This is a genomic window from Pseudomonas sp. R4-34-07 (genome assembly GCF_003852375.1).
Classification (GTDB): Bacteria; Pseudomonadota; Gammaproteobacteria; order Pseudomonadales; family Pseudomonadaceae; genus Aquipseudomonas.
This window is the reverse complement of sequence record NZ_CP027760.1, coordinates 2,044,192-2,061,871: the sequence shown is the minus strand read 5'-3', so window position 1 is coordinate 2,061,871 and position 17,680 is coordinate 2,044,192. Positions and strand designations below refer to the sequence as shown.

General features: G+C 56.3%; 16 protein-coding genes and 1 tRNA gene. 5 read left to right on the top strand and 12 right to left on the bottom strand.

The features are described 5' to 3' along the window. Positions 1–132 precede the first annotated feature (132 nt). The 4 genes from C4J85_RS09500 (at position 133) to C4J85_RS09485 (ending at position 2,908) form a co-directional block, all read left to right on the top strand. Positions 133–1,110 carry a hypothetical protein gene (locus tag C4J85_RS09500; RefSeq protein ID WP_124362159.1) on the top strand — a complete coding sequence of 326 codons (978 nt, stop codon included), beginning with the start codon at positions 133–135 and terminating at the stop codon, positions 1,108–1,110. Then, on the top strand, positions 1,103–1,681 hold the full coding sequence (locus C4J85_RS09495) for a hypothetical protein (protein ID WP_124409517.1): 579 nt from the start codon (positions 1,103–1,105) through the stop codon (positions 1,679–1,681). The genes C4J85_RS09500 and C4J85_RS09495 overlap by 8 nt, the downstream gene beginning before the upstream one ends. A 181-nt stretch (positions 1,682–1,862) precedes the next feature. Continuing rightward, entirely contained in the window at positions 1,863–2,240 is a 378-nt protein-coding gene (locus tag C4J85_RS09490; protein ID WP_124403689.1) for a hypothetical protein, read from the top strand. Continuing rightward, on the top strand, positions 2,237–2,908 hold the full coding sequence (locus C4J85_RS09485; RefSeq protein WP_124403688.1) for a hypothetical protein: 672 nt from the start codon (positions 2,237–2,239) through the stop codon (positions 2,906–2,908). The genes C4J85_RS09490 and C4J85_RS09485 overlap by 4 nt, the downstream gene beginning before the upstream one ends. 82 nt (positions 2,909–2,990) lie before the next feature. Here C4J85_RS09485 and C4J85_RS09480 read toward each other — a convergent pair whose 3' ends face one another. From C4J85_RS09480 to C4J85_RS09445, 8 genes are all read right to left on the bottom strand, one after another. Further along, positions 2,991–4,826, bottom strand: a complete 1,836-nt coding sequence (locus C4J85_RS09480) for an integrase arm-type DNA-binding domain-containing protein (protein ID WP_124362156.1) — start codon at positions 4,824–4,826, stop codon at positions 2,991–2,993. A 235-nt stretch (positions 4,827–5,061) separates the two neighbouring features. Next, positions 5,062–5,137, bottom strand: a tRNA-Gly gene (locus C4J85_RS09475). 59 nt (positions 5,138–5,196) lie between these two features. Beyond that, positions 5,197–5,757, bottom strand: coding sequence for a CDP-diacylglycerol--glycerol-3-phosphate 3-phosphatidyltransferase (gene pgsA / locus C4J85_RS09470; protein WP_034119069.1), 561 nt, complete (start codon positions 5,755–5,757; stop codon positions 5,197–5,199). 32 nt (positions 5,758–5,789) lie between these two features. Then, positions 5,790–7,613 (bottom strand): excinuclease ABC subunit UvrC, encoded by a 1,824-nt coding sequence (gene uvrC / locus C4J85_RS09465; protein ID WP_124406837.1) that lies wholly within the window; start codon positions 7,611–7,613, stop codon positions 5,790–5,792. A 1-nt stretch (position 7,614) separates the two neighbouring features. Continuing rightward, positions 7,615–8,256: a UvrY/SirA/GacA family response regulator transcription factor gene (uvrY, locus tag C4J85_RS09460; RefSeq protein ID WP_017530522.1), complete on the bottom strand. Its 642-nt coding sequence runs from the start codon at positions 8,254–8,256 to the stop codon at positions 7,615–7,617. A gap of 151 nt (positions 8,257–8,407) precedes the next feature. Further along, entirely contained in the window at positions 8,408–8,773 is a 366-nt protein-coding gene (locus tag C4J85_RS09455) for a helix-turn-helix domain-containing protein (RefSeq protein WP_124409516.1), read from the bottom strand. 142 nt (positions 8,774–8,915) lie between these two features. Then, positions 8,916–9,353: a GNAT family N-acetyltransferase gene (locus tag C4J85_RS09450; protein ID WP_124406836.1), complete on the bottom strand. Its 438-nt coding sequence runs from the start codon at positions 9,351–9,353 to the stop codon at positions 8,916–8,918. Beyond that, the gene (locus C4J85_RS09445; protein ID WP_124406835.1) at positions 9,354–10,103 is read right to left on the bottom strand and encodes a carbon-nitrogen hydrolase family protein; all 750 of its coding nucleotides are present in this window, start codon (positions 10,101–10,103) and stop codon (positions 9,354–9,356) included. Between the two features lie 610 nt (positions 10,104–10,713). Here C4J85_RS09445 and C4J85_RS09440 point away from each other — a divergent pair. Continuing rightward, positions 10,714–11,793, top strand: a complete 1,080-nt coding sequence (locus C4J85_RS09440) for a 3-deoxy-7-phosphoheptulonate synthase (protein ID WP_124409515.1) — start codon at positions 10,714–10,716, stop codon at positions 11,791–11,793. Positions 11,794–11,836: 43 nt separating this feature from the next. Here the strand turns inward: C4J85_RS09440 and C4J85_RS09435 are convergent, their stop codons facing one another. The 4 genes from C4J85_RS09435 to C4J85_RS09420 all read right to left on the bottom strand — a co-directional run bounded on the left by C4J85_RS09435 (position 11,837) and on the right by C4J85_RS09420 (position 17,659). After that, the gene (locus C4J85_RS09435) at positions 11,837–12,259 is read right to left on the bottom strand and encodes a chemotaxis protein CheY (protein WP_124366569.1); all 423 of its coding nucleotides are present in this window, start codon (positions 12,257–12,259) and stop codon (positions 11,837–11,839) included. Between the two features lie 133 nt (positions 12,260–12,392). Beyond that, positions 12,393–16,007 (bottom strand): transporter substrate-binding domain-containing protein, encoded by a 3,615-nt coding sequence (locus tag C4J85_RS09430; protein WP_124409514.1) that lies wholly within the window; start codon positions 16,005–16,007, stop codon positions 12,393–12,395. A gap of 6 nt (positions 16,008–16,013) precedes the next feature. Next, positions 16,014–16,640 carry a response regulator transcription factor gene (locus C4J85_RS09425; RefSeq protein WP_124409513.1) on the bottom strand — a complete coding sequence of 209 codons (627 nt, stop codon included), beginning with the start codon at positions 16,638–16,640 and terminating at the stop codon, positions 16,014–16,016. Positions 16,641–16,942: 302 nt separating this feature from the next. After that, the gene (locus tag C4J85_RS09420) at positions 16,943–17,659 is read right to left on the bottom strand and encodes an MgtC/SapB family protein (RefSeq protein WP_124362147.1); all 717 of its coding nucleotides are present in this window, start codon (positions 17,657–17,659) and stop codon (positions 16,943–16,945) included. Positions 17,660–17,680: the final 21 nt, after the last annotated feature.

The following is a 17,680-nucleotide window of genomic DNA, read 5'->3' as shown; positions in this document are numbered from 1 at the left end:
GGCACACTCCTGAAACTTCATAGGCGTGCGCCTCCGGACTTGCCTAGAGCTTTAGAATCGACTTAACTACGATGGACGCAATAGCAATGAGACAGTACAGTGATATTTTAAAATCAATAATCAAGGAATGACATGGCTGAGACAGCTAATATTGCAAAAATGGCGGAAATACTCTCGAAAGGTATATTCGGAGAGTTTTTATGGAACAGAGTTGGCCCGCACGATAGGAACTGGACTTGCGAAGAACCTGAAAAACATAGCGTTTCGACCCACCCAACCGATATTGTTTTTTGGTACGAAGAGCCGTATTCACAAGCTCGAACCTATATCAACTGCGACCTAAAAAGCTACAAGAAAGAAACAATTACGACTGAAAAAGTTAAAGTGGCCGTAAAGAGTTTGGCCAACAGCTTGGAGTGTGCAGAAAAAAGCCAACCGTGGCAATCTGAATACACTCACGAACATGTCGCAAAAAATATCTGCGGATTGCTTTTTATTTACAACCATGATGGGAAGTTCGATGCGGATTTCTCCAAAAGAATTGAAAATATAAAAAGCGAAGAGCTCAACATCCCCAAAGGTTCTAAGCTCGTCGTACTAAGCCCTGCGGATATATTCTGGCTTAACAATGTCAAGGATGAAATACTTAGAATGCGAGGCAGTGAAGACTTACCATCTCGCAATCAATGCAAATTTTTCTACCCTCATCTATCAAACAAAAAAAACGTTAAGCTTGAAAAGGCCCCAGCTGCCACACTTGAAATGCTTACCTCTTCTTGGATCATCATGCAGTACTCTATGGTTCCCGACGCTCCCAAAAATGATTTTGTAATCTTTTATAGGAAACGAGGCTTTGAACAAGCCGAGTTTTTATACCTGATCGACTGCCTTATGCATTATCAGGTTCTAGTCAGCGGAAACAAAGTGACAATAAAAATTCTTGACCCCCATCAATCAGCAAACGCTAAATTCAAGCTAGCTGTCGACGAATATGCGGAACGTTGCGGCGGTGGAGAAATCGGAAAAATATTGAACAGCATAGAATTCTCCCAAATGACGACTACCACCCAAACATTTTCAGAGGTCGAAATAGGTATGCGTGATGACTGATAAAAAAAATCCACTCTATTATTGTGCTACTGATAAAGAAATTTTTGACGTTCTAAAATCAGCCAAGCAACGATTAACTGAACACGTTCTTTTAGAGCTCGCAAAAGACAAAGGGATTTTCTACTCTGCAAATGAAGATAGAGATGATCTTGCAGAAAAAATCTCACTTCTCCCGCATGATTATTACGACCTGAATGTTTTGCTCTCTAGGCGTGAGCAAAACAATAGAAGTGACAAAATCAAGAGTGAAACGCTTAATGGAAGTCTGACTATTGAAGAGATCAAGGAAATTGCCAAGGAGTTCCAAGAGAGTCCTGAGGAGGATGAGAAAGTAAAGATAGTTCAAGACGGAAACAAGATCACCGTAAAGATAGAATATTCCGACTTGAACTACGCCAAAAGCAGACTGATGCAACGCATCAAAAAAGAAGCCGACATTGAGTTTGAGGTTAATTCAAAAAATACAATCTTGAGATTCCCAGCAAACAGCAAAGGAGAATCTATAGCAAAAAAAACTAACAAACAGGATAGAAGAAAAAAAGAAAGAAATCATTCCTATCTTAAAAATTGAGCTAATTGACATTTCGGGACATCTCGCAAAAACTGAATTTTTCACACGACTTATCACATCACTACCCGGATTTAGACTTAGCAATGTTACCAATATAAAAGTTGAGTCCAGCCACACAAAGAACAATCTGCCTAGCGATGACGAGGAGGAAGCGGACATTAGTGATGAAGCCCGGGATGAGATGTTAGGCGTAGTAAAAAACGCAGCACTACGTGGAGAAAGCCTTCTCAGCTCTAAACAATACCAAGATCTCAAAAACGGAGGATTCTACATAGCCTCTATCGTATGGAGGTCCGATAAAACTTCAGGAAAAAGAGAGCGAGTAGAATTTTTTGCTGGATTTGAGAAACCTGAAACTGGGGAAGGTTTTAAATTCAGTATCAAAGGGTATTACAACTTTAGCAGCCTTGAATACACAAAAAGCATTAGATCATTCAAAGACGATGAAAAACGAGAGTATATTGCACTAATTGAGCAGACAGCTCAAATTGTGATCCATAACTTAAAGACAGAGCAAACCTCGTACACCAATGGCAGCCAAAAGGAAGACGAGCAATGACCAGAATAAAATGGTACAAGTTTTCCTCTAGTTTAGACGCCGAAACTTTGAACTCAAAAATCAACAAGATAAAGTTCAATCAATATTCTTCCGATGGTTTTCAAATCTCAAGTTTTCGCAAGGATAGAATCGAGGCAAGATATATCGAAAGAATTGAATATGACGAATCCCAAAAAGATCCATTTGGCGAAACCATAACCACCCGCAGAATCGTATATAGGGACACACAGTTTAAGATATTTTTTAGCAGTAACACTTTGGAAATCATCAATCCAGGAAGAAACTTAAACACATTTATAATGAAACTTGGCGAAGCTAGTGGTTTTAATTTTTCCATCGAACCCATCTCTTTGGACATTAGAAAACTCACTTATACCAATAATTTCTTAGCTTCGAATTTCCAAAACACCTCAATAAGTATCTCGCAGATAGACCTTGGCGAGGGTACCTCTGCAAAAATCACTGCAACTGGCGGATTGAACATCAAAGAAACGGTTGAGCAGTTGATCGCCGGAAGAGCCTACTACATATCGGCATTGACATTTAAATCAACCACTCGGGATTTTGTTGCGAGCTTTGTTATAACAAGAGATGGAGGGCTCAAAACCGCAGGAAAAGATTCCAACCGGCTTATAGAGTTTCTAAAATCTGAAATTTTTATTATTTGACAAGCGCTCTAATAGCAAGAGCGCTCATCACTCAAGCACGCGACGCAGTCCTTGTCACCGCGTTGATATAGCACCACAGTTTTTAGCTTAAGCATTGGACCACTTTTCTTGTAGTTTGATTGAAATTTTCGGGAGTAAGAGCATCAATAGGTGAAAAGCCTTTTAGTCGCTCATGGGGCTCACAGAGCATCCGATAAAGCGTCCAAGCATTTACATCTGGAAACCGCTCAAGCAATACGAGTACCAACTTATGCCGCAACGGATCAAGCTGCCAATCCGGAATGCGCTGACCGCGATTCCCCAGGCTCAGGGACAGCAGACGGCGAGCCTTGATATCACGGTTGATCTGATCTCGGGATTTGCCAGCCAATTTCGCGAAAACCAGTAACGGCAAATTACTAGCGGCCTCATAAATGGCAAGCATCTCGGCGCGTTCGCGCTGGATGTCAGACACGTGAGATTTATGCGGCGTTTCAGTCGGGGCCGAAAGAGGTACGACAGGCGGCTGGTGCGACACAATCAGAGCTGGTTCGTTGCTAACCGAAGCCTTGGGCGCCGAGACGGTTGTCATCGGAAAGGCGCCGTTGAATTGAATGGAATTCGTTTTCACGTTTTCCAGCGACGGCAGCGAAGCGGCCCCCTCCAATCGGATGGTAAGCGGAGAGCTTGCCGCTTTCAGCTGGCCCTGCCCCCAAAGATCGAGACGATTCGCCCAGTCCTGCATCATCGTCCGGCGTTGCTCGACATACTCCGCGTGATTGTAGGCCGCACTCACCTTGTCTGGATCGGCATGAGAAAGCTGGGCATCCACCCACACCTTCGGGTATCCGATCTCGTTCAGCGCCGTCGAGATCGTCGCTCTCATGCCATGACCGGTGAGTTGATCGGCGTACCCCATCCGGCGTAACGCGCCATTCAGCGTGTTCTCACTGATACGCTTGCTCAGATCGCTTCGATGCGCAAACAAGTAGCGTTGTGCGGGGACAACCTGTTCCAGCAAGTGACGCACAATCTCCAGAGCCTGAACCGACAACGGCACGATATAAGGCGGTACACTTTGGGTCTGCTTACCTGGCTTTCGCATGGCTAGCTGGAGCTGTTTCACCACCTCCGCGGGTATCACCCACAACCGTTTCTCCAGATCGAACTGGTCGGGTGTTGCCAACCGCAATTCGCCCGTGCGGACACCGGTCAGCAGCAACAACCGAAGGCCAAGCCGAGTTTGGTTGGCGCCACCGTAGTTTCGAAGAGCAGCCATCAATGCCGGGAGCTCGTCCATACGAAGAAATGGATTATGCGTAACCGGAGGTTTGGGGAGTGCAACCACATCAAGGTCTGAAGCTGGGTTGTGTTCCAGCCCCTCGATCTTCACCAGCGCATAGCGGAACAATTGGTTGAACCAGGTCCGGCATTTTTCGGCGGTCGTTAAGGCTTTGCGCTGTTCGATCCTGCTCAGCAAATCCAGCAAATCATGACGACTGATATCGTAGATAGACCGCACACCGAGCGTGGGCAGAACGTCCTTATTGAAGATTCGCAGGATTTGCGAGAGCGTACTCTGGCGCCCTTCCTTCAGGCTCAGCCTACGGAACTCCACCCACTGATTGAACACAGCCTCAAAGGTGTGCTCTGCCGCAAAACGAACAGCACGACGCTGCTGCTTACGGTGCTCATAGGGATTGATGCCTTGGGCGACCAAGGCTCGCGCCTCGTCACGTCGGACGCGGGCTTCTTTGAGGCTGATTTGCGGATAGCTACCCAGAGACATGCGCTTCTGCACGCCCGCCCAGTAGTATCTGAAACGCCAGATTTTTCCGCCGCGAGCCGTCACGTTGAGCGCAAGCCCATCCGTGTCGCCTATCGTGTAGTCATTGCCGGTGATTCGGGCTTGCCGAACGGTAGTATCCGAGAGTGCCATAGCGAGCTCCTGAACAGAGTCAGGGCCAGATGCTCGTCTCGCTATCCAAGCTGCTCCAGCAAAAAACCGATTCAGTGCACATCCAAATCCAAGATCCTCATTCGGGACTTAAATCGGGACTTAAAAGCACTGGATGGAGCTGGATTTCAGTGGTTCCCGCTGGAACGAAAAAAGGGCCTAAAGGCCCTGATTTCAATCACTTACAGAATTCAGTGGAACTCTGCAGCGCAATATTTGGAGCGGGAAACGAGACTCGAACTCGCGACCCCGACCTTGGCAAGGTCGTGCTCTACCAACTGAGCTATTCCCGCTTGGTGATGCGCATTCTATAGAATCCCCAGCACCCGTCAACCCCTTGATTCAAAAAAGTTTATTTCTTTTCAACGGTGGTGCGCAGGTGGGGCCAGGCGGCGCGCAGGTATTGCAGCATGGACCACAGCGTCAGGCCTGCAGCGATGAGCAACAAGGCGTAGCCGGTGAGGACCCAGAACGAGAAGTCCGACGGATTGGCCAGCAGGATGACCAGCGCGAGCATTTGCGCGGCGGTTTTCCATTTGCCCATGTTCGATACGGCGACGTGGGCGCGGGCGCCGATTTCGGCCATCCATTCGCGCAGGGCCGAGACAACGATCTCGCGACCGATGATCACGGCAGCCGGTAGGGTCAGCCACAGGTTGCCGTGTTCCTGCACCAAGAGCACCAGGGCCACGGCGACCATGAGTTTGTCGGCCACCGGGTCAAGGAACGCGCCAAACGGGGTGCTTTGCTCCAGGCGGCGCGCCAGGTAGCCGTCGAGCCAGTCGGTGGCGGCGGCAAAGGCGAATACCGAACTGGAGGCGACATAGCTCCATTCATACGGCAAATAGAACAGCAGGATAAAAATCGGGATAAGCAGGACGCGTAGAACGGTGATCAGATTAGGGATATTCATCGGCACAACTGGCTACGAGGTGAGAAGGCATTCTATTCGCTGTGCAGATTGGCATAAATCAATTCAGCGAGCTTTTTACTGATACCGGGTGCTTTGGCTATTTCGTCAATGCTGGCACGGGAGAGCTCCTGCAAGCCACCAAAATGTTTAAGCAAGTCGCGACGCCGCGTCGGGCCGACCCCCGCCACCCCTTCCAGGGTTGAGGTTCGGCGGGTTTTGCCGCGTCGTGCACGGTGGCCGGTAATGGCGAAGCGGTGGGCTTCGTCACGAATCTGTTGGATCAGGTGCAGCGCCGGGGAGTCGCCCTTCAAAGTGAACTCATGCGCGGCATCATTCAAGTACAACGTCTCGAAACCGGCCTTGCGCGTGGCGCCCTTGGCCACGCCGAGCAGGATCAGGTCGGGCACGGCCAGTTCATTGAGGACGTCGCGGGCCATGGATAACTGGCCCTTGCCGCCGTCCACCAAGAGGATATCGGGCAATTTGCCCTCGCCGTCCTTCAATCTGCTGAAGCGCCGCGTGAGGGCTTGGTGCATGGCGGCGTAGTCATCGCCGGCGGTAACGCCTTCGATGTTGTAACGCCGGTAGTCGGCCTTGATCGGGCCTTCAGGGCCGAACACTACGCAGGAGGCCACGGTGGCTTCGCCGCTGGAGTGGCTGATGTCGTAGCACTCCAGGCGCTGGGGTGGCTCGTCCAGGTTGAGCACCTCGGCCAGGGCTTCGAAGCGCGCGGCAACGTGCTGTCGATTGGCCAGGCGCGCGCCCAGGGCCTGTTCGGCGTTGGTCACGGCCAGCTGCTGCCAGCGGGCACGGGTGCCGCGAACGCGGTGGCTGATGTCCAGCTCGCGACCGCGCAGTTCATGGATCGCCTCGATCAGGGTCGGGAAATCCTCATGGACCACGTTGACGATCAGCTCCGATGGCAAGTCGCGCTCAGGACTGCTCACATAATATTGGCCGAGAAACGCGGCCATCACCTCGGAGACGTCTTCATCGATCCCGGTTTGCGGGAAGAAGTTCTTGCTGCCCAGCACCCGCCCGCCACGCACGCTGATCAGGTGCACACAGGCGCCACCCGGGTTGACGAATGCCGCGATCACGTCGACGTCGCCGGTGCCGCCTTCCATGCTCTGCTGGTCCTGGACGCGGCGCAGCAGCGATATCTGGTCGCGCAGCTCGGCAGCCTTCTCGAAATCCAGGGTACTGGCCGCCTGCTCCATGGCCCCGGACAGTTCATCGGTCAGCGCGTTGCTGCGCCCCTCGAGAAACATCACCGAGTGACGCACATCCTCGGCGTACTCCGCCGGCTCCACCAGGCCCACACAGGGCGCCTTGCAGCGCTTGATCTGGTACTGCAGGCACGGGCGCGTACGGTTCTTGTAGAAGCTGTCTTCACACTGGCGCACAAAAAACGTCTTCTGCAGCAGGCTCAAGCTCTCGCGAATGGCGCCGGCGCTGGGGTAAGGCCCGAAATACTTGCCCTTCTGCTTCTTCGCACCCCGGTGGATGCTCAGGCGCGGGAAGGCGCCATCCGACAAAAACACGTAGGGGTAGGATTTATCGTCACGCAGCAGGATGTTATACGGCGGTCGCCATTCCTTGATCAGCGTCTGCTCAAGCAGCAGCGCTTCGGTTTCATTGGCGGTAATGGTGGTTTCGACCTGGGCGATACGCGCAACCAGGGCGGCGGTTTTCGTCGCGAGACCGGTCTTGCGAAAATAGCTCGCCAGACGGTTTTTCAGGTTCTTGGCCTTGCCCACGTAGAGCAGGCGCGCCTCGCTGTCGAACATACGGTACACGCCGGGGCGGCCGCTGCAGGTCGAGAGAAAGGCACTTGGATCAAACGGTGTGGTCATGTCAGGCGCTAGCGTCCACCATGCCGTGGCGCACCGCGAGCAGGGTCAATTCAACATCACTGCTGATGGCGAGTTTCTCGAAGATGCGATAGCGGTAGGTGTTGACGGTCTTGGGCGAGAGGCACAGCTTATCGGAGATCGACTGCACCTTCTGGCAACCGACGATCATCAAGGCGATCTGGATTTCCCGCTCCGACAGCGCGTCAAACGGCGAGTCGCTGGTGGGCTGGAAGGATTTGATGGCCAACTGCTGGGCAATCTGCGGGCTGATGTAGCGCTGGCCGGCAAATACCAGGCGAATGGCTTGCACCATTTCCGCCAGGCCGGCGCCTTTGGTGAGGTAACCCGCGGCTCCCGCCTGCAACAGACGCGTAGGAAACGGGTCTTCCTCGCACACCGTTACCACCACAACCTTGATATCCGGATGGCTGCGCAATAATTTGGTAGTGGCGCCCAGACCGCCGATCCCCGGCATCTTGACGTCCATCAACACCACATCGGGTTTCAATTCCCGGGCCTTGATCAGAGATTCCTCCCCCGACTCGGCCTGGCCGACTACTTGCAGGCCGTCGATGTCAGCCAGCATTCGTGTAATGCCTGTACGAACGAGATCATGGTCATCGACTACTAGCACCCTAATCAAGCAGACACCTCGCGATATGGTCTTATAGGTTGCTGAACACCTTAGCAAAAAACCAGGGCGCAGACCTAGCTGCAAGCGTCATATATGTGGAGTTTGAGCGCTTGGCACGCCTCTATCGAGCGGCGAACGGCCGGATTTGCTGGGCAAAAGGTCAGGAATCCTGCGGCGCAGGCTTGGTTTTTCCATGGCGAGAAAGGGAATGCTCGGCCAGGGTCGACGTCAGGCGGCGGATTGCCTCTTGGTCTTCCTTGAACAATGCCCGGTAATCAACCAGCACTTTTTCTTCAAGCCGGCTCAGATTTTCCAGTGGAGTCGGCGTCGCGGTCCCGGTCAACACGTACAGCACATCCACGCCTCTGCTGGCCACGCGAGACAAGTAGTCGGCCTTGGGCGCGCGCCCACCGCTTTCATATTTGCCCTGGGCGTTGGCTTCGACGCCTCCGATTTCACCAAACACTTTTTGCGACAGGCCAAGTCGCTCTCTTTCTTGCCTTAAACGCGAACCGATTCCACTCATCTGGATGCATGATCCTATTTGGCACACCGCAAGAGGTGACAGGCTCATCACTTCGTTAAACAAATTAAACGGTTTTTTTGAACTATGCCCGCAATGCGTACCCCTGCACAAGACCAGGCTGAAACATCAAGGAACGGCACCGTCAACAGGATGTTGAGCGACAAACGCGTTCCATCCGCCAGAATCCGGCGTCTTCACCGACAACGCTGAACCCCGTGCGCTGATAAAGCCTTTTGGCCGGGTTGGTCTTGAACACGGTTAAACGCAACAGGCCAGGCACTTGGGCCTTGAGCGCCATCTGCTCCAGCACCCAGGTGCCCGCACCGAGCCCGCGATAGGCCTCGAGCATATGCAGTTCGCGGATATAGAGCGCGTTGCTATCACGGCTCAGGCTGATAAACCCGGCAACGCAGTCATCCGCGTAAATCAGCCAGTTTTCCCGAGCAGCCCAGGCCCTATCAAAGCCATCGTCGGACCATAGCAACTGGTTTTGCACGTAGTAACGGTCCATCGCCCGGTGAGTCAGGGATCGTGCAAAAGGCAGGTCGTGGTCCGTCGCAGCGCGCAGGTAGAAAGGCATTTACACAGCCACCACGTGCCCAACCCAGCGCTCGCCATCGCGACGGGCAATCGCCAGCGCTTCGCCGACGCCAGGCACCGCCGCCAGCAAACGACCATCATCCGCCCATATCGCACTGCGGCCGGCACAAGCCCAGCCGCCCGACGGGCCACCATGGTTAGCCATCAACACCAGAAGGCGATGCTCGGCCGCATACCCCTGGAGCAGCGCGCTGTCCGTGGCGTAGCCGCTCTCGCTGATCAATACGCCTGCGGCATAGACCGTGGCGCCCGCCAGCGCCGCCTGGCGCGGATGACTGGCGTGGGAAAAGTCAGCGCACACAGCCAGCGCAATACGATCCTTCCCCCACTCAAGCGCCGCACCGCCCTGCCCGGCCGCAAACGCAAGTTCTTCGCCCGGATGCAGATGCTGCTTGGTGTAGACCGCCACCGAGCCGTCAGCTCCCAGTACCAAAGCGCCGATCAGCACATCCGCCTCTGGCGCCAGGCGGATCGGCATACCCACCACCGCCGTCAACTGCAGCTCCCGGGCCATCTCGCGTAATGGCGCCAGCAGTGGGTCTTCAGGCGCAATGGCCAGCTTGGCTGCCAGCGCGGGCTCATAGCCGGTCAGCGACAGCTCTGGAAACACTAGCAATTGCACGCCCTGTGCAGCTGCAGCCTGCATGAACTCGAGATGTCGCGCGATGTTGGCTGCTACATCGCCTGCGACGGAAAGGGTTTGCGCCGCAGCAAGGGTCAAGGCAGTCATGGTTGCGTCCTGGCGATCTTAAGTGCGTCCAGCATATCGACACTCCCCCCATAGCCGTAAGTCCCCCCATGCGATAGAAATTACTGATTGAATACACCTGCGCCGCTCTAGTAAGCTCCCCGCATAATTTGGAGACATGCCATGTTGCAACTCACCCACACTCAGGTTTGCCCCGCTGCCAGCGCATCGCGCTCGGTGTCGGCTACCCGTGTGAACGGTTCGAGCGCACTGGTCAGCTTTTATTTTGGGTATTGGTTTAGCCGCTGGCGCGCCTGATACCTGAAATCGGCGCCCACTACTCAAGGGGTCGCCTGCCAGAGAAATCTAACCCCCGGTCGGCTCCCCGACCGGGGGTTTTGTTTTTTCAGGCCCCTGATAATTTTTTGATCACCCACTTAAGGAATCACGCCATGAACACCATCACCTATTACCGCCACGACACTTGCGCTGCATGGCGATTTAGCCAGCTCCGTTCGGGACAGCCTGCCGCCTCCGACCGGTCACTTCTTGGTGGCAAGCCAACACACGTAGCCGATACGGCCAATTGTCGAACACCCCAGTAGGCCAAGCGCGCGGGAATTGCCCGCCGCTTGTCCAGGAAATCTAGAATATGAACGTCTCTGTCGCCGCTTTGCCCGTCTCCACCCTGGACAGCGCCAATGAAGCCCTGACCCAGCGCCTGCCCAGCGCCCTTGAGCTCAAGCATCAACTGCCCCTCAGCCCGTTCCTCAATGAACAGGTACACGCCCACCGCCAAGCTGTGCGCGCCATCCTTAATGGGCATGATCCACGCTTGCTGGTGATTGTTGGCCCGTGCTCGATACACGACCCGCAATCGGCCCTGGAATACGCGCGTAACCTGAAGAAGCTCGCGCTTGAAGTCAGCGACCAGATGCTGCTGGTCATTCGCGCCTACGTCGAAAAACCGCGCACGACTATTGGCTGGAAAGGCCTGGCTTACGATCCGCACCTCGATGGCAGCGCCGACATGGCCGCAGGCCTTGCGCTGTCTCGGGAACTGATGCGCGAAATGCTGCGCCTGGGCTTGCCGGTCGCCACCGAGCTGCTGCAACCCATGGCCGCCGGCTACTTCGATGACCTGCTCAGTTGGGTCGCGATTGGCGCGCGCACCACCGAATCGCAGATCCACCGCGAAATGGCCAGCGGCCTGGGGATGCCCGTTGGCTTCAAAAACGGCACCGACGGCGGCGTCGCGATTGCCTGTGACGCGATGCGCTCGGCCTCGCACCCGCACCGCCACTTCGGCGTCGACAGCCAGGGCCATCCGGCGATCATCCGGACGTCGGGCAACCCCGACACCCACCTGGTGCTGCGCGGCGGTCACCGCGGGCCAAACTACGATGCGCAGAGCGTGTCCCGAGTCAAACACGACCTGGCCAAATCCAGCGTGGCGGCACGCATCATGGTCGATTGCAGCCACGCCAACAGCGGCAAGGACCCGTTGCGCCAGCCGGCGGTGTTCAGCGAGGTGCTGGAGCAACGCTTGCAAGGCGATACGTCGCTGATCGGCATGATGCTCGAAAGCCACCTGTTCGAAGGTTGCCAGCCTCTGAGCCCGTCAATGAAATACGGCGTGTCGGTAACCGATGGCTGCCTGGGTTGGTCGGGCACCGAGCAGTTGCTGCGCAGTGCCGCCGAGCGCCTTCGTGAACACAGCCATACCCAGTGATTGGCCGTCATCGGGCACAAGCCACCTGGGCAGTTACGTGGGCCTAGACGCCGACCACCGGTTGGCGGGACAGCGCTCTTAGCCACGGCAAAACCCGCAAGCCGGTCATGGCCTCGGGAGGGTCGATGATGTCCATGAAATGTTCGAGATTGACGTTATCCGGTACGCCCGGCAGGCGTACCGCTACCGTCGGCATTGCGCCGGCGGGATCACCCAGGTCAAGGTTGTCGTAGATCAATACATGGCGTGCCTGAGGGTGGGGCCCACGCGCATGGGCCGCCAGCCCCGCATTGATGATCAGCACATCAAAGGGTTCGGCCGGAATGGCGGTGAGAATCTGGACTTCTTCGAAGGTTTGCACCGGCACGATCCGGTGATACCCCAACTGGTTAAGCATCTTTTCGATGTAGAGCCGCTGCAAGTGCAGATCATCGGCAATCAGAATGGTCAGTGCTTTGTTCGGCATGGCAAGCCCCTGGGCAGGCAGCGCTCGTCAGTGAGCGTGGCCCATTTTCCAGACAAATCCCGACGACAAAATCAGGCATGTTCCCCCATCACGTAGGACTTCTCCCAAAAGCTCCGAATGGTCGTCATCGGGATCAAGACTGATTGCAATGGCGACTCAACCCCTCATGCAAAGCGATGATCGCCTGCGCCACCTCATCGATCGCCACCCCCAGCGCGTTGCGGTCCTGGCTTTCACAGGCTGCCTCCAGTGCTTCACAGCGAGCGATCAACACCTGTGCCTTGACCATGCGGGCACCGCCCTTGGCGCGATGAGCGAGGTCGTGCAGCCTGGCGAAGTCGGCCTTGCGTTGCAGCGTCGGCAATAGCGCCCGGTCCGCCTCGAGGCTGTCGAGCAAGGGGGTCAACAATTCGGTAAGCGCGTGATGGTCCTCGCCTGTCAACGCGATCAAGGTGCTCAAATCAAATGCTGCCGCCTCTGGGCTCATGGCGTAAGTGGAGCGCGACGCCAGCGCCACGCGCAAATCGTCAAGCCCGGTGGGTTTGAACAGGCACCCATCCATACCGGCTTGCCGACAGCGCTCGGCCTCTTCGGGCTGGGCATTGGCGGTAAACCCCAGCAGCAGGCACGGCACCAGGCCTCGTTCACGCTCCAATACGCGGATGTCCCGTGCCAACTGGTAGCCATTCTTGAACGGCATGTTGCAATCGGTGATGACGCCATCGAACTGCCCGGCACGCCACTGCTCGAGCCCCTGAATCCCGTCCTCGGCCGTGGTGATACGGTGGCCCAGGAAACTCAACTGCCGAGCCAGCAGCAAGCGGTTGGCCGGGTAGTCGTCCACCACCAGGATACTCAGGGCATCGGGCGGCTCTGCCGGAGGGTTTGCCGACGCTCCCTCCTGCGCCAATACAGCGGTCATGACCAAGGCCAACGTTACATCTACCCGCGAGCCCTGCCCCAGCACACTGCTCAAGTGCAGTCGCCCCCCCATCATTTCGCACAGGTTGCGGCTGATCACCAACCCCAGGCCGGAGCCGCTACGTGCCGACTGTTCGCCATTGCTGCCCTGGATAAAGGGGCTGAACAGGCGCAGCTGGTCGTGGGCGCTGATGCCAATTCCGGTGTCCTGCACCCAGAATTTCAGCTCCAGATGCTCCCCTTCGAACGCCGCATGAGCACCGAGCCTGACCTCGCCCTCGTGGGTAAACTTTATGGCATTGCTCAGCAAATTCGACACCACCTGCTTGAAACGCAGTGGGTCAATCAGGACCACGCGGTCGATCAACGGATCAAGTTCAACCTGCAGCGCCAGCCCCTTGGCCCGCGCCAGACCTTCGAACACCCGCACCACCGAGGTCAGTAACTCGTGCAGATTGGCCGGTTCCAGGGCCAACGACAGATGACCGGACTCGATCCGTGCGATGTCGAGAATATCGCCGATCAATTCCAGCATGCCACGCGAAGCCTCCGACGCCACTTCCAGGGCATCCCGGTCGGCCACGCCCCGCTCGGCATTCTTCAGGGCCAGCTCGATCATGCCGATCACCGCATTCATCGGCGTACGGATCTCGTGACTCATGGTCGCCAGGAAGGTGGTCTTGGCCCGGTTGGCAGCGTCAGCCTCGTCCTTGGCTTCTTGCAGCTGACCCAACAACTGTTGGCGCTCGCTGACGTCCACCCAACCGGCAATCATGCCCACCACTTTCTCGTCACCGTCGCGATAGGGCAGCATCCACTGGTAGATGGTCAGGGCATCGCCGTTGGGCAATTTGAGTATTCGATCATGAATCTGCGGCTCGCCTTCTGCCATCAGGCGCAGGTAATCCTGATGAAACGACTGAGCCTGGGGCAGGTTGTCGGCGTCGGTTTCGACCACGGTTTTACCAATCACGTCTTCGAGCTTATAACCGAATACGTCCAGGTAAGCGTTATTGCAGGCCATCAATCGCCCCTGCCGGTCACGCACGTAAATCGGGTGCGGCGTGCCGTCGATCAAGACGCTCATGAAGCGCATCTGGTCGCTCAAGGCGCGTTCGGCCTGGACGCGCTTGCGAATCAGGCGGCGCAGGTAGATGGCCCAGCTCAACGTGACGATCAGCAGCAACGCGGCCAGCCCGAACCCCTGAATGATCATGTTGCGGTGCCGTAGCCAATAGCTGTCTTCGATGATCACCTCGCTGCGCCATTGGGTGATCATTTCATCCATTTCCTGCGGGGTGATGCTCAGCAGTGCTTTGTCGAGGATCGAATAAAGCTCCAACTGACTGCGGTTGACCCCGAACGTGATGCGCGCAGGCTCGGAGCCGACCGTACTGGTGATGCGCAACCGGTCGCGGTAATACCGGGCGATCATATAGCGCGCACTGATCAGCGAATTGACCGCCCCCTCCGCTTCGCCTCTGGCTACCATCGCCATCGCCTGCTCCGCGCTGTCCACATCGATAAACACGACGCCGGGAAAATCCCGCATGATCGTATCGCGCAGTCCGTTGCCGCTGATCATCGCCAGGCGTTTACCCACCATATCTTCCAATGTGACCGGGCTGTGTTCATCACCTCGGGTTATCAGCACCAAGGCGTTGGTCAGGTAGGGCCGGGTGAACCGCACCTTTTCGGCGCGTTCGACACTGGGGGTCACGACCGCCAGCATATCCGCCGCGCCCGCACTGACCTGGTCGATCTGTTGGGGTATCGAGCTACCCCGTATCACGTCGAACTTCAAACCGGTGCGCAGGCTGATACGCGACAGCACCTCGGCACTCAGCCCCTCGAACTGGCCCCGATCATCGATGACCGACAGCGGCAGGAGCTTGTCCAACACCGCGACCTTGACCCGTGGATGCTTGAGGAGCCAGCGTTGTTCACTGGCACTCAAGTGCAACCGACCGGCACCGACAATACCGAGGTTGCCGCCGCTCCAGCGGCGCAATATTTCCATTTGCTCCCCGGCAGGAATCGCCTCCAGCGCCGCATTGATGATCGGCGGCAGCCGCGTATTCTGCCGGGTGAATGCAAAGGCGAACGGGTTGACTTCAAGGGTGGAAAAATCCGCCATGCGCACAATGTTGAGCTGGTTGCGGTGGATCAGGTAATTGGTGCTGATGGCATCGCCCAGATACACATCGGCGCGGCCAAACGCTACTGCACCAATCGCCTCGAAGGCCGAAGAAAACAATTCCACCTGGGCATGGGGGTAAAACGCCCGCACCACTTCAGGCTGCAGATAGTGATAGAGCATCGCCACGCGCTTGCCCGCCAAGTCCTCGGTCAGCGCCTGGCTATCGCTGGTGCGGGTCACCAGGGTGGGTTGGTCATTGGCGTAGGAGCGGGACAGGACCAGTTGCGGGTCGGCCGCTTCATAGCCATTGGCCGAGCCGAGGAAATCCACATCGCCTCGCTTGAGGGCTTCGATCACTTCATCGCGCGTTTCGTAACACCGAACTTCAATGGAGACATTCAGGGCCTGGCTGACCAGCGCTGCAAAATCGGCGGTAATGCCTTCGAGCTCCTCACGGTTGTTGGTCAGGTCAAACGGGGCGTAATCGGGAGCGGACACCCCCATCAGCAAGGTGCGCCGTTCGCGCAACCAGCGCCAGTCGGCCTCTTGCAGCGTGACGACGGGAGGGTCAATACGAGAGTGGCCCAACAGCCGCAAAACCGTGGGCTCGTCAAAGGCCATCGCGACCATGGGCAACAGGCTCAACCAGAGGATCGTGGCGAACCGCTTGAACGCGATGGCGGTCATTTCAAATCAGATCAGATGATTGCGCTGGGCAAATTTGGACAGGTGCACCACTGAGGACATACGTAACTTGTCCTTGAGGCGGGTCTTGTAGGTGCTGATCGTCTTGTGGCTCAGCAGCATGTCTTCAGCAATTTCCTTGTTGCCCAGCCCCAGGGCCAGTTTCTGCAACACAGTCAGTTCACGGTCCGACAAGCATTCGATCATCTGCCGCTCCGTTTCTTGCAGATCGTCACGGCGTACCGAGCTGGTAGGCAGGCTCGGGAAACAGCTGTAGCCGGACTGGATCGCTCTGATGGCCTTTTGCAGTTCGTCCAGCTCGCCGGTCTTGGCCACAAACCCCATGGCCCCGGCTCGCATGCAACGGGTGGAAAAAAACACGGCCAGGTAGGAGGTCAGCACCAGGATCCTGCACGGCAGGCCCTGGGACTTGATCCGACAGATAACCTCCAACCCACCCAGCTTGGGCATCGCCAGGTCGAGGATGATCAGTTCGGGACGTTGCTCCCGCGCCAATTGCATTGCATCTGCACCGTCACCCGCCTGATAAATCTCATCGAATCCTTCCAACTTCAGCAAATGCTTGACGGTCGCACGTATAAACGGATGGTCATCCACGATTAATGCTTTGCTCATACACACCCCTAGGCTGTCAAAGTACCCTTACACATCAACTGGGACCTAGGTACCTGTGAGAAATGACAGTTCCGACAAACGGTACTGCACCCGCTCAGGACGAAAACCGCTCGCAGCCTGGCCCCTTCCATTGAACATCACGAGCAATCACGGCTGGACGAGAACGAGCGCCCAGCCGTAAGTGCCCAACCTTAACAATGCAATGACGTTTTGATTGAAGGGATAGTCCTGACTACTTGTAGGATTTTTCCTCGCGAAAAAGCTTAGCTGATATTGGCTCGACGGGCTTTCAGGCGGGCGGGTCAGTCGGTGGTACTGGGGCTCCAGAACGCCTGCACCACCAGGCTGGAGGTGGAAATACGCGCCACCAACGCATCCAGCTCGTCACCGTCGACCGACGTCGCGGCCAGGGTGGCCTCGATTTCAACCTCTTCGCTGCCGAACGGCCTTACGTCGACATCGCTCGCCGGGTAGTTGCATCGCGCCAGCTCGGCTTCCAACAGCACCATGACCGCCTGTTGCTGGCTGCGCCGCGCGATGACATAGAGGATGTTGGTGACCTCGGCCGAGACTACGTCCAAAGGCTGGCGGTTGATGTTGTTGACGATCGGCCGCAGCAAAGTATTGGCGGCCAGTACGAACAGCGTACCCAGCAAGGCCTCAAGGATCAGGTCGGCCCCCGCACAGGCTCCCACTGCGGCCGACGCCCAGAGGGTGGCGGCTGTGTTGAGCCCGCGCACATTGCCTTCTTCGCGCATGATCACCCCGGCCCCCAGAAAGCCGATGCCCGACACTACATACGCGACCACGCGCACCGCGCCTTCCGCACCGCCCAGGCGATTGGCCATGTCGACAAAGATCGCTGCGCCGACCGCCACCAGCACATTGGTGCGCAAGCCTGCGGTGCGTTGGCGGTACTGGCGCTCGAAGCCGATCAAGCCGCCGAGGAGGAACGCCGCCGTGAGGCTGACGACGGTATCCACCAGAGAGTCGAGGTTGATGTTGTTGATTGCCTGCATAAAAAAACCTCCATGACTGCT

Excerpts from the sequence above, each read along its gene's own strand:
- C4J85_RS09500 (WP_124362159.1), top strand. The coding sequence starts at position 133 with ATGGCTGAGACAGCTAATATTGCAAAAATGGCGGAAATACTCTCGAAA.
- C4J85_RS09495 (WP_124409517.1), top strand. The coding sequence starts at position 1,103 with ATGACTGATAAAAAAAATCCACTCTATTATTGTGCTACTGATAAAGAA.
- C4J85_RS09490 (WP_124403689.1), top strand. The coding sequence starts at position 1,863 with ATGTTAGGCGTAGTAAAAAACGCAGCACTACGTGGAGAAAGCCTTCTC.
- C4J85_RS09485 (WP_124403688.1), top strand. The coding sequence starts at position 2,237 with ATGACCAGAATAAAATGGTACAAGTTTTCCTCTAGTTTAGACGCCGAA.
- C4J85_RS09480 (WP_124362156.1), bottom strand. The coding sequence starts at position 4,826 with ATGGCACTCTCGGATACTACCGTTCGGCAAGCCCGAATCACCGGCAAT.
- pgsA (WP_034119069.1), bottom strand. The coding sequence starts at position 5,757 with ATGAATATCCCTAATCTGATCACCGTTCTACGCGTCCTGCTTATCCCG.
- uvrC (WP_124406837.1), bottom strand. The coding sequence starts at position 7,613 with ATGACCACACCGTTTGATCCAAGTGCCTTTCTCTCGACCTGCAGCGGC.
- C4J85_RS09455 (WP_124409516.1), bottom strand. The coding sequence starts at position 8,773 with ATGAGTGGAATCGGTTCGCGTTTAAGGCAAGAAAGAGAGCGACTTGGC.
- C4J85_RS09450 (WP_124406836.1), bottom strand. The coding sequence starts at position 9,353 with ATGCCTTTCTACCTGCGCGCTGCGACGGACCACGACCTGCCTTTTGCA.
- C4J85_RS09445 (WP_124406835.1), bottom strand. The coding sequence starts at position 10,103 with ATGACTGCCTTGACCCTTGCTGCGGCGCAAACCCTTTCCGTCGCAGGC.
- C4J85_RS09440 (WP_124409515.1), top strand. The coding sequence starts at position 10,714 with ATGAACGTCTCTGTCGCCGCTTTGCCCGTCTCCACCCTGGACAGCGCC.
- C4J85_RS09435 (WP_124366569.1), bottom strand. The coding sequence starts at position 12,259 with ATGCCGAACAAAGCACTGACCATTCTGATTGCCGATGATCTGCACTTG.
- C4J85_RS09430 (WP_124409514.1), bottom strand. The coding sequence starts at position 16,007 with ATGACCGCCATCGCGTTCAAGCGGTTCGCCACGATCCTCTGGTTGAGC.
- C4J85_RS09425 (WP_124409513.1), bottom strand. The coding sequence starts at position 16,640 with ATGAGCAAAGCATTAATCGTGGATGACCATCCGTTTATACGTGCGACC.
- C4J85_RS09420 (WP_124362147.1), bottom strand. The coding sequence starts at position 17,659 with ATGCAGGCAATCAACAACATCAACCTCGACTCTCTGGTGGATACCGTC.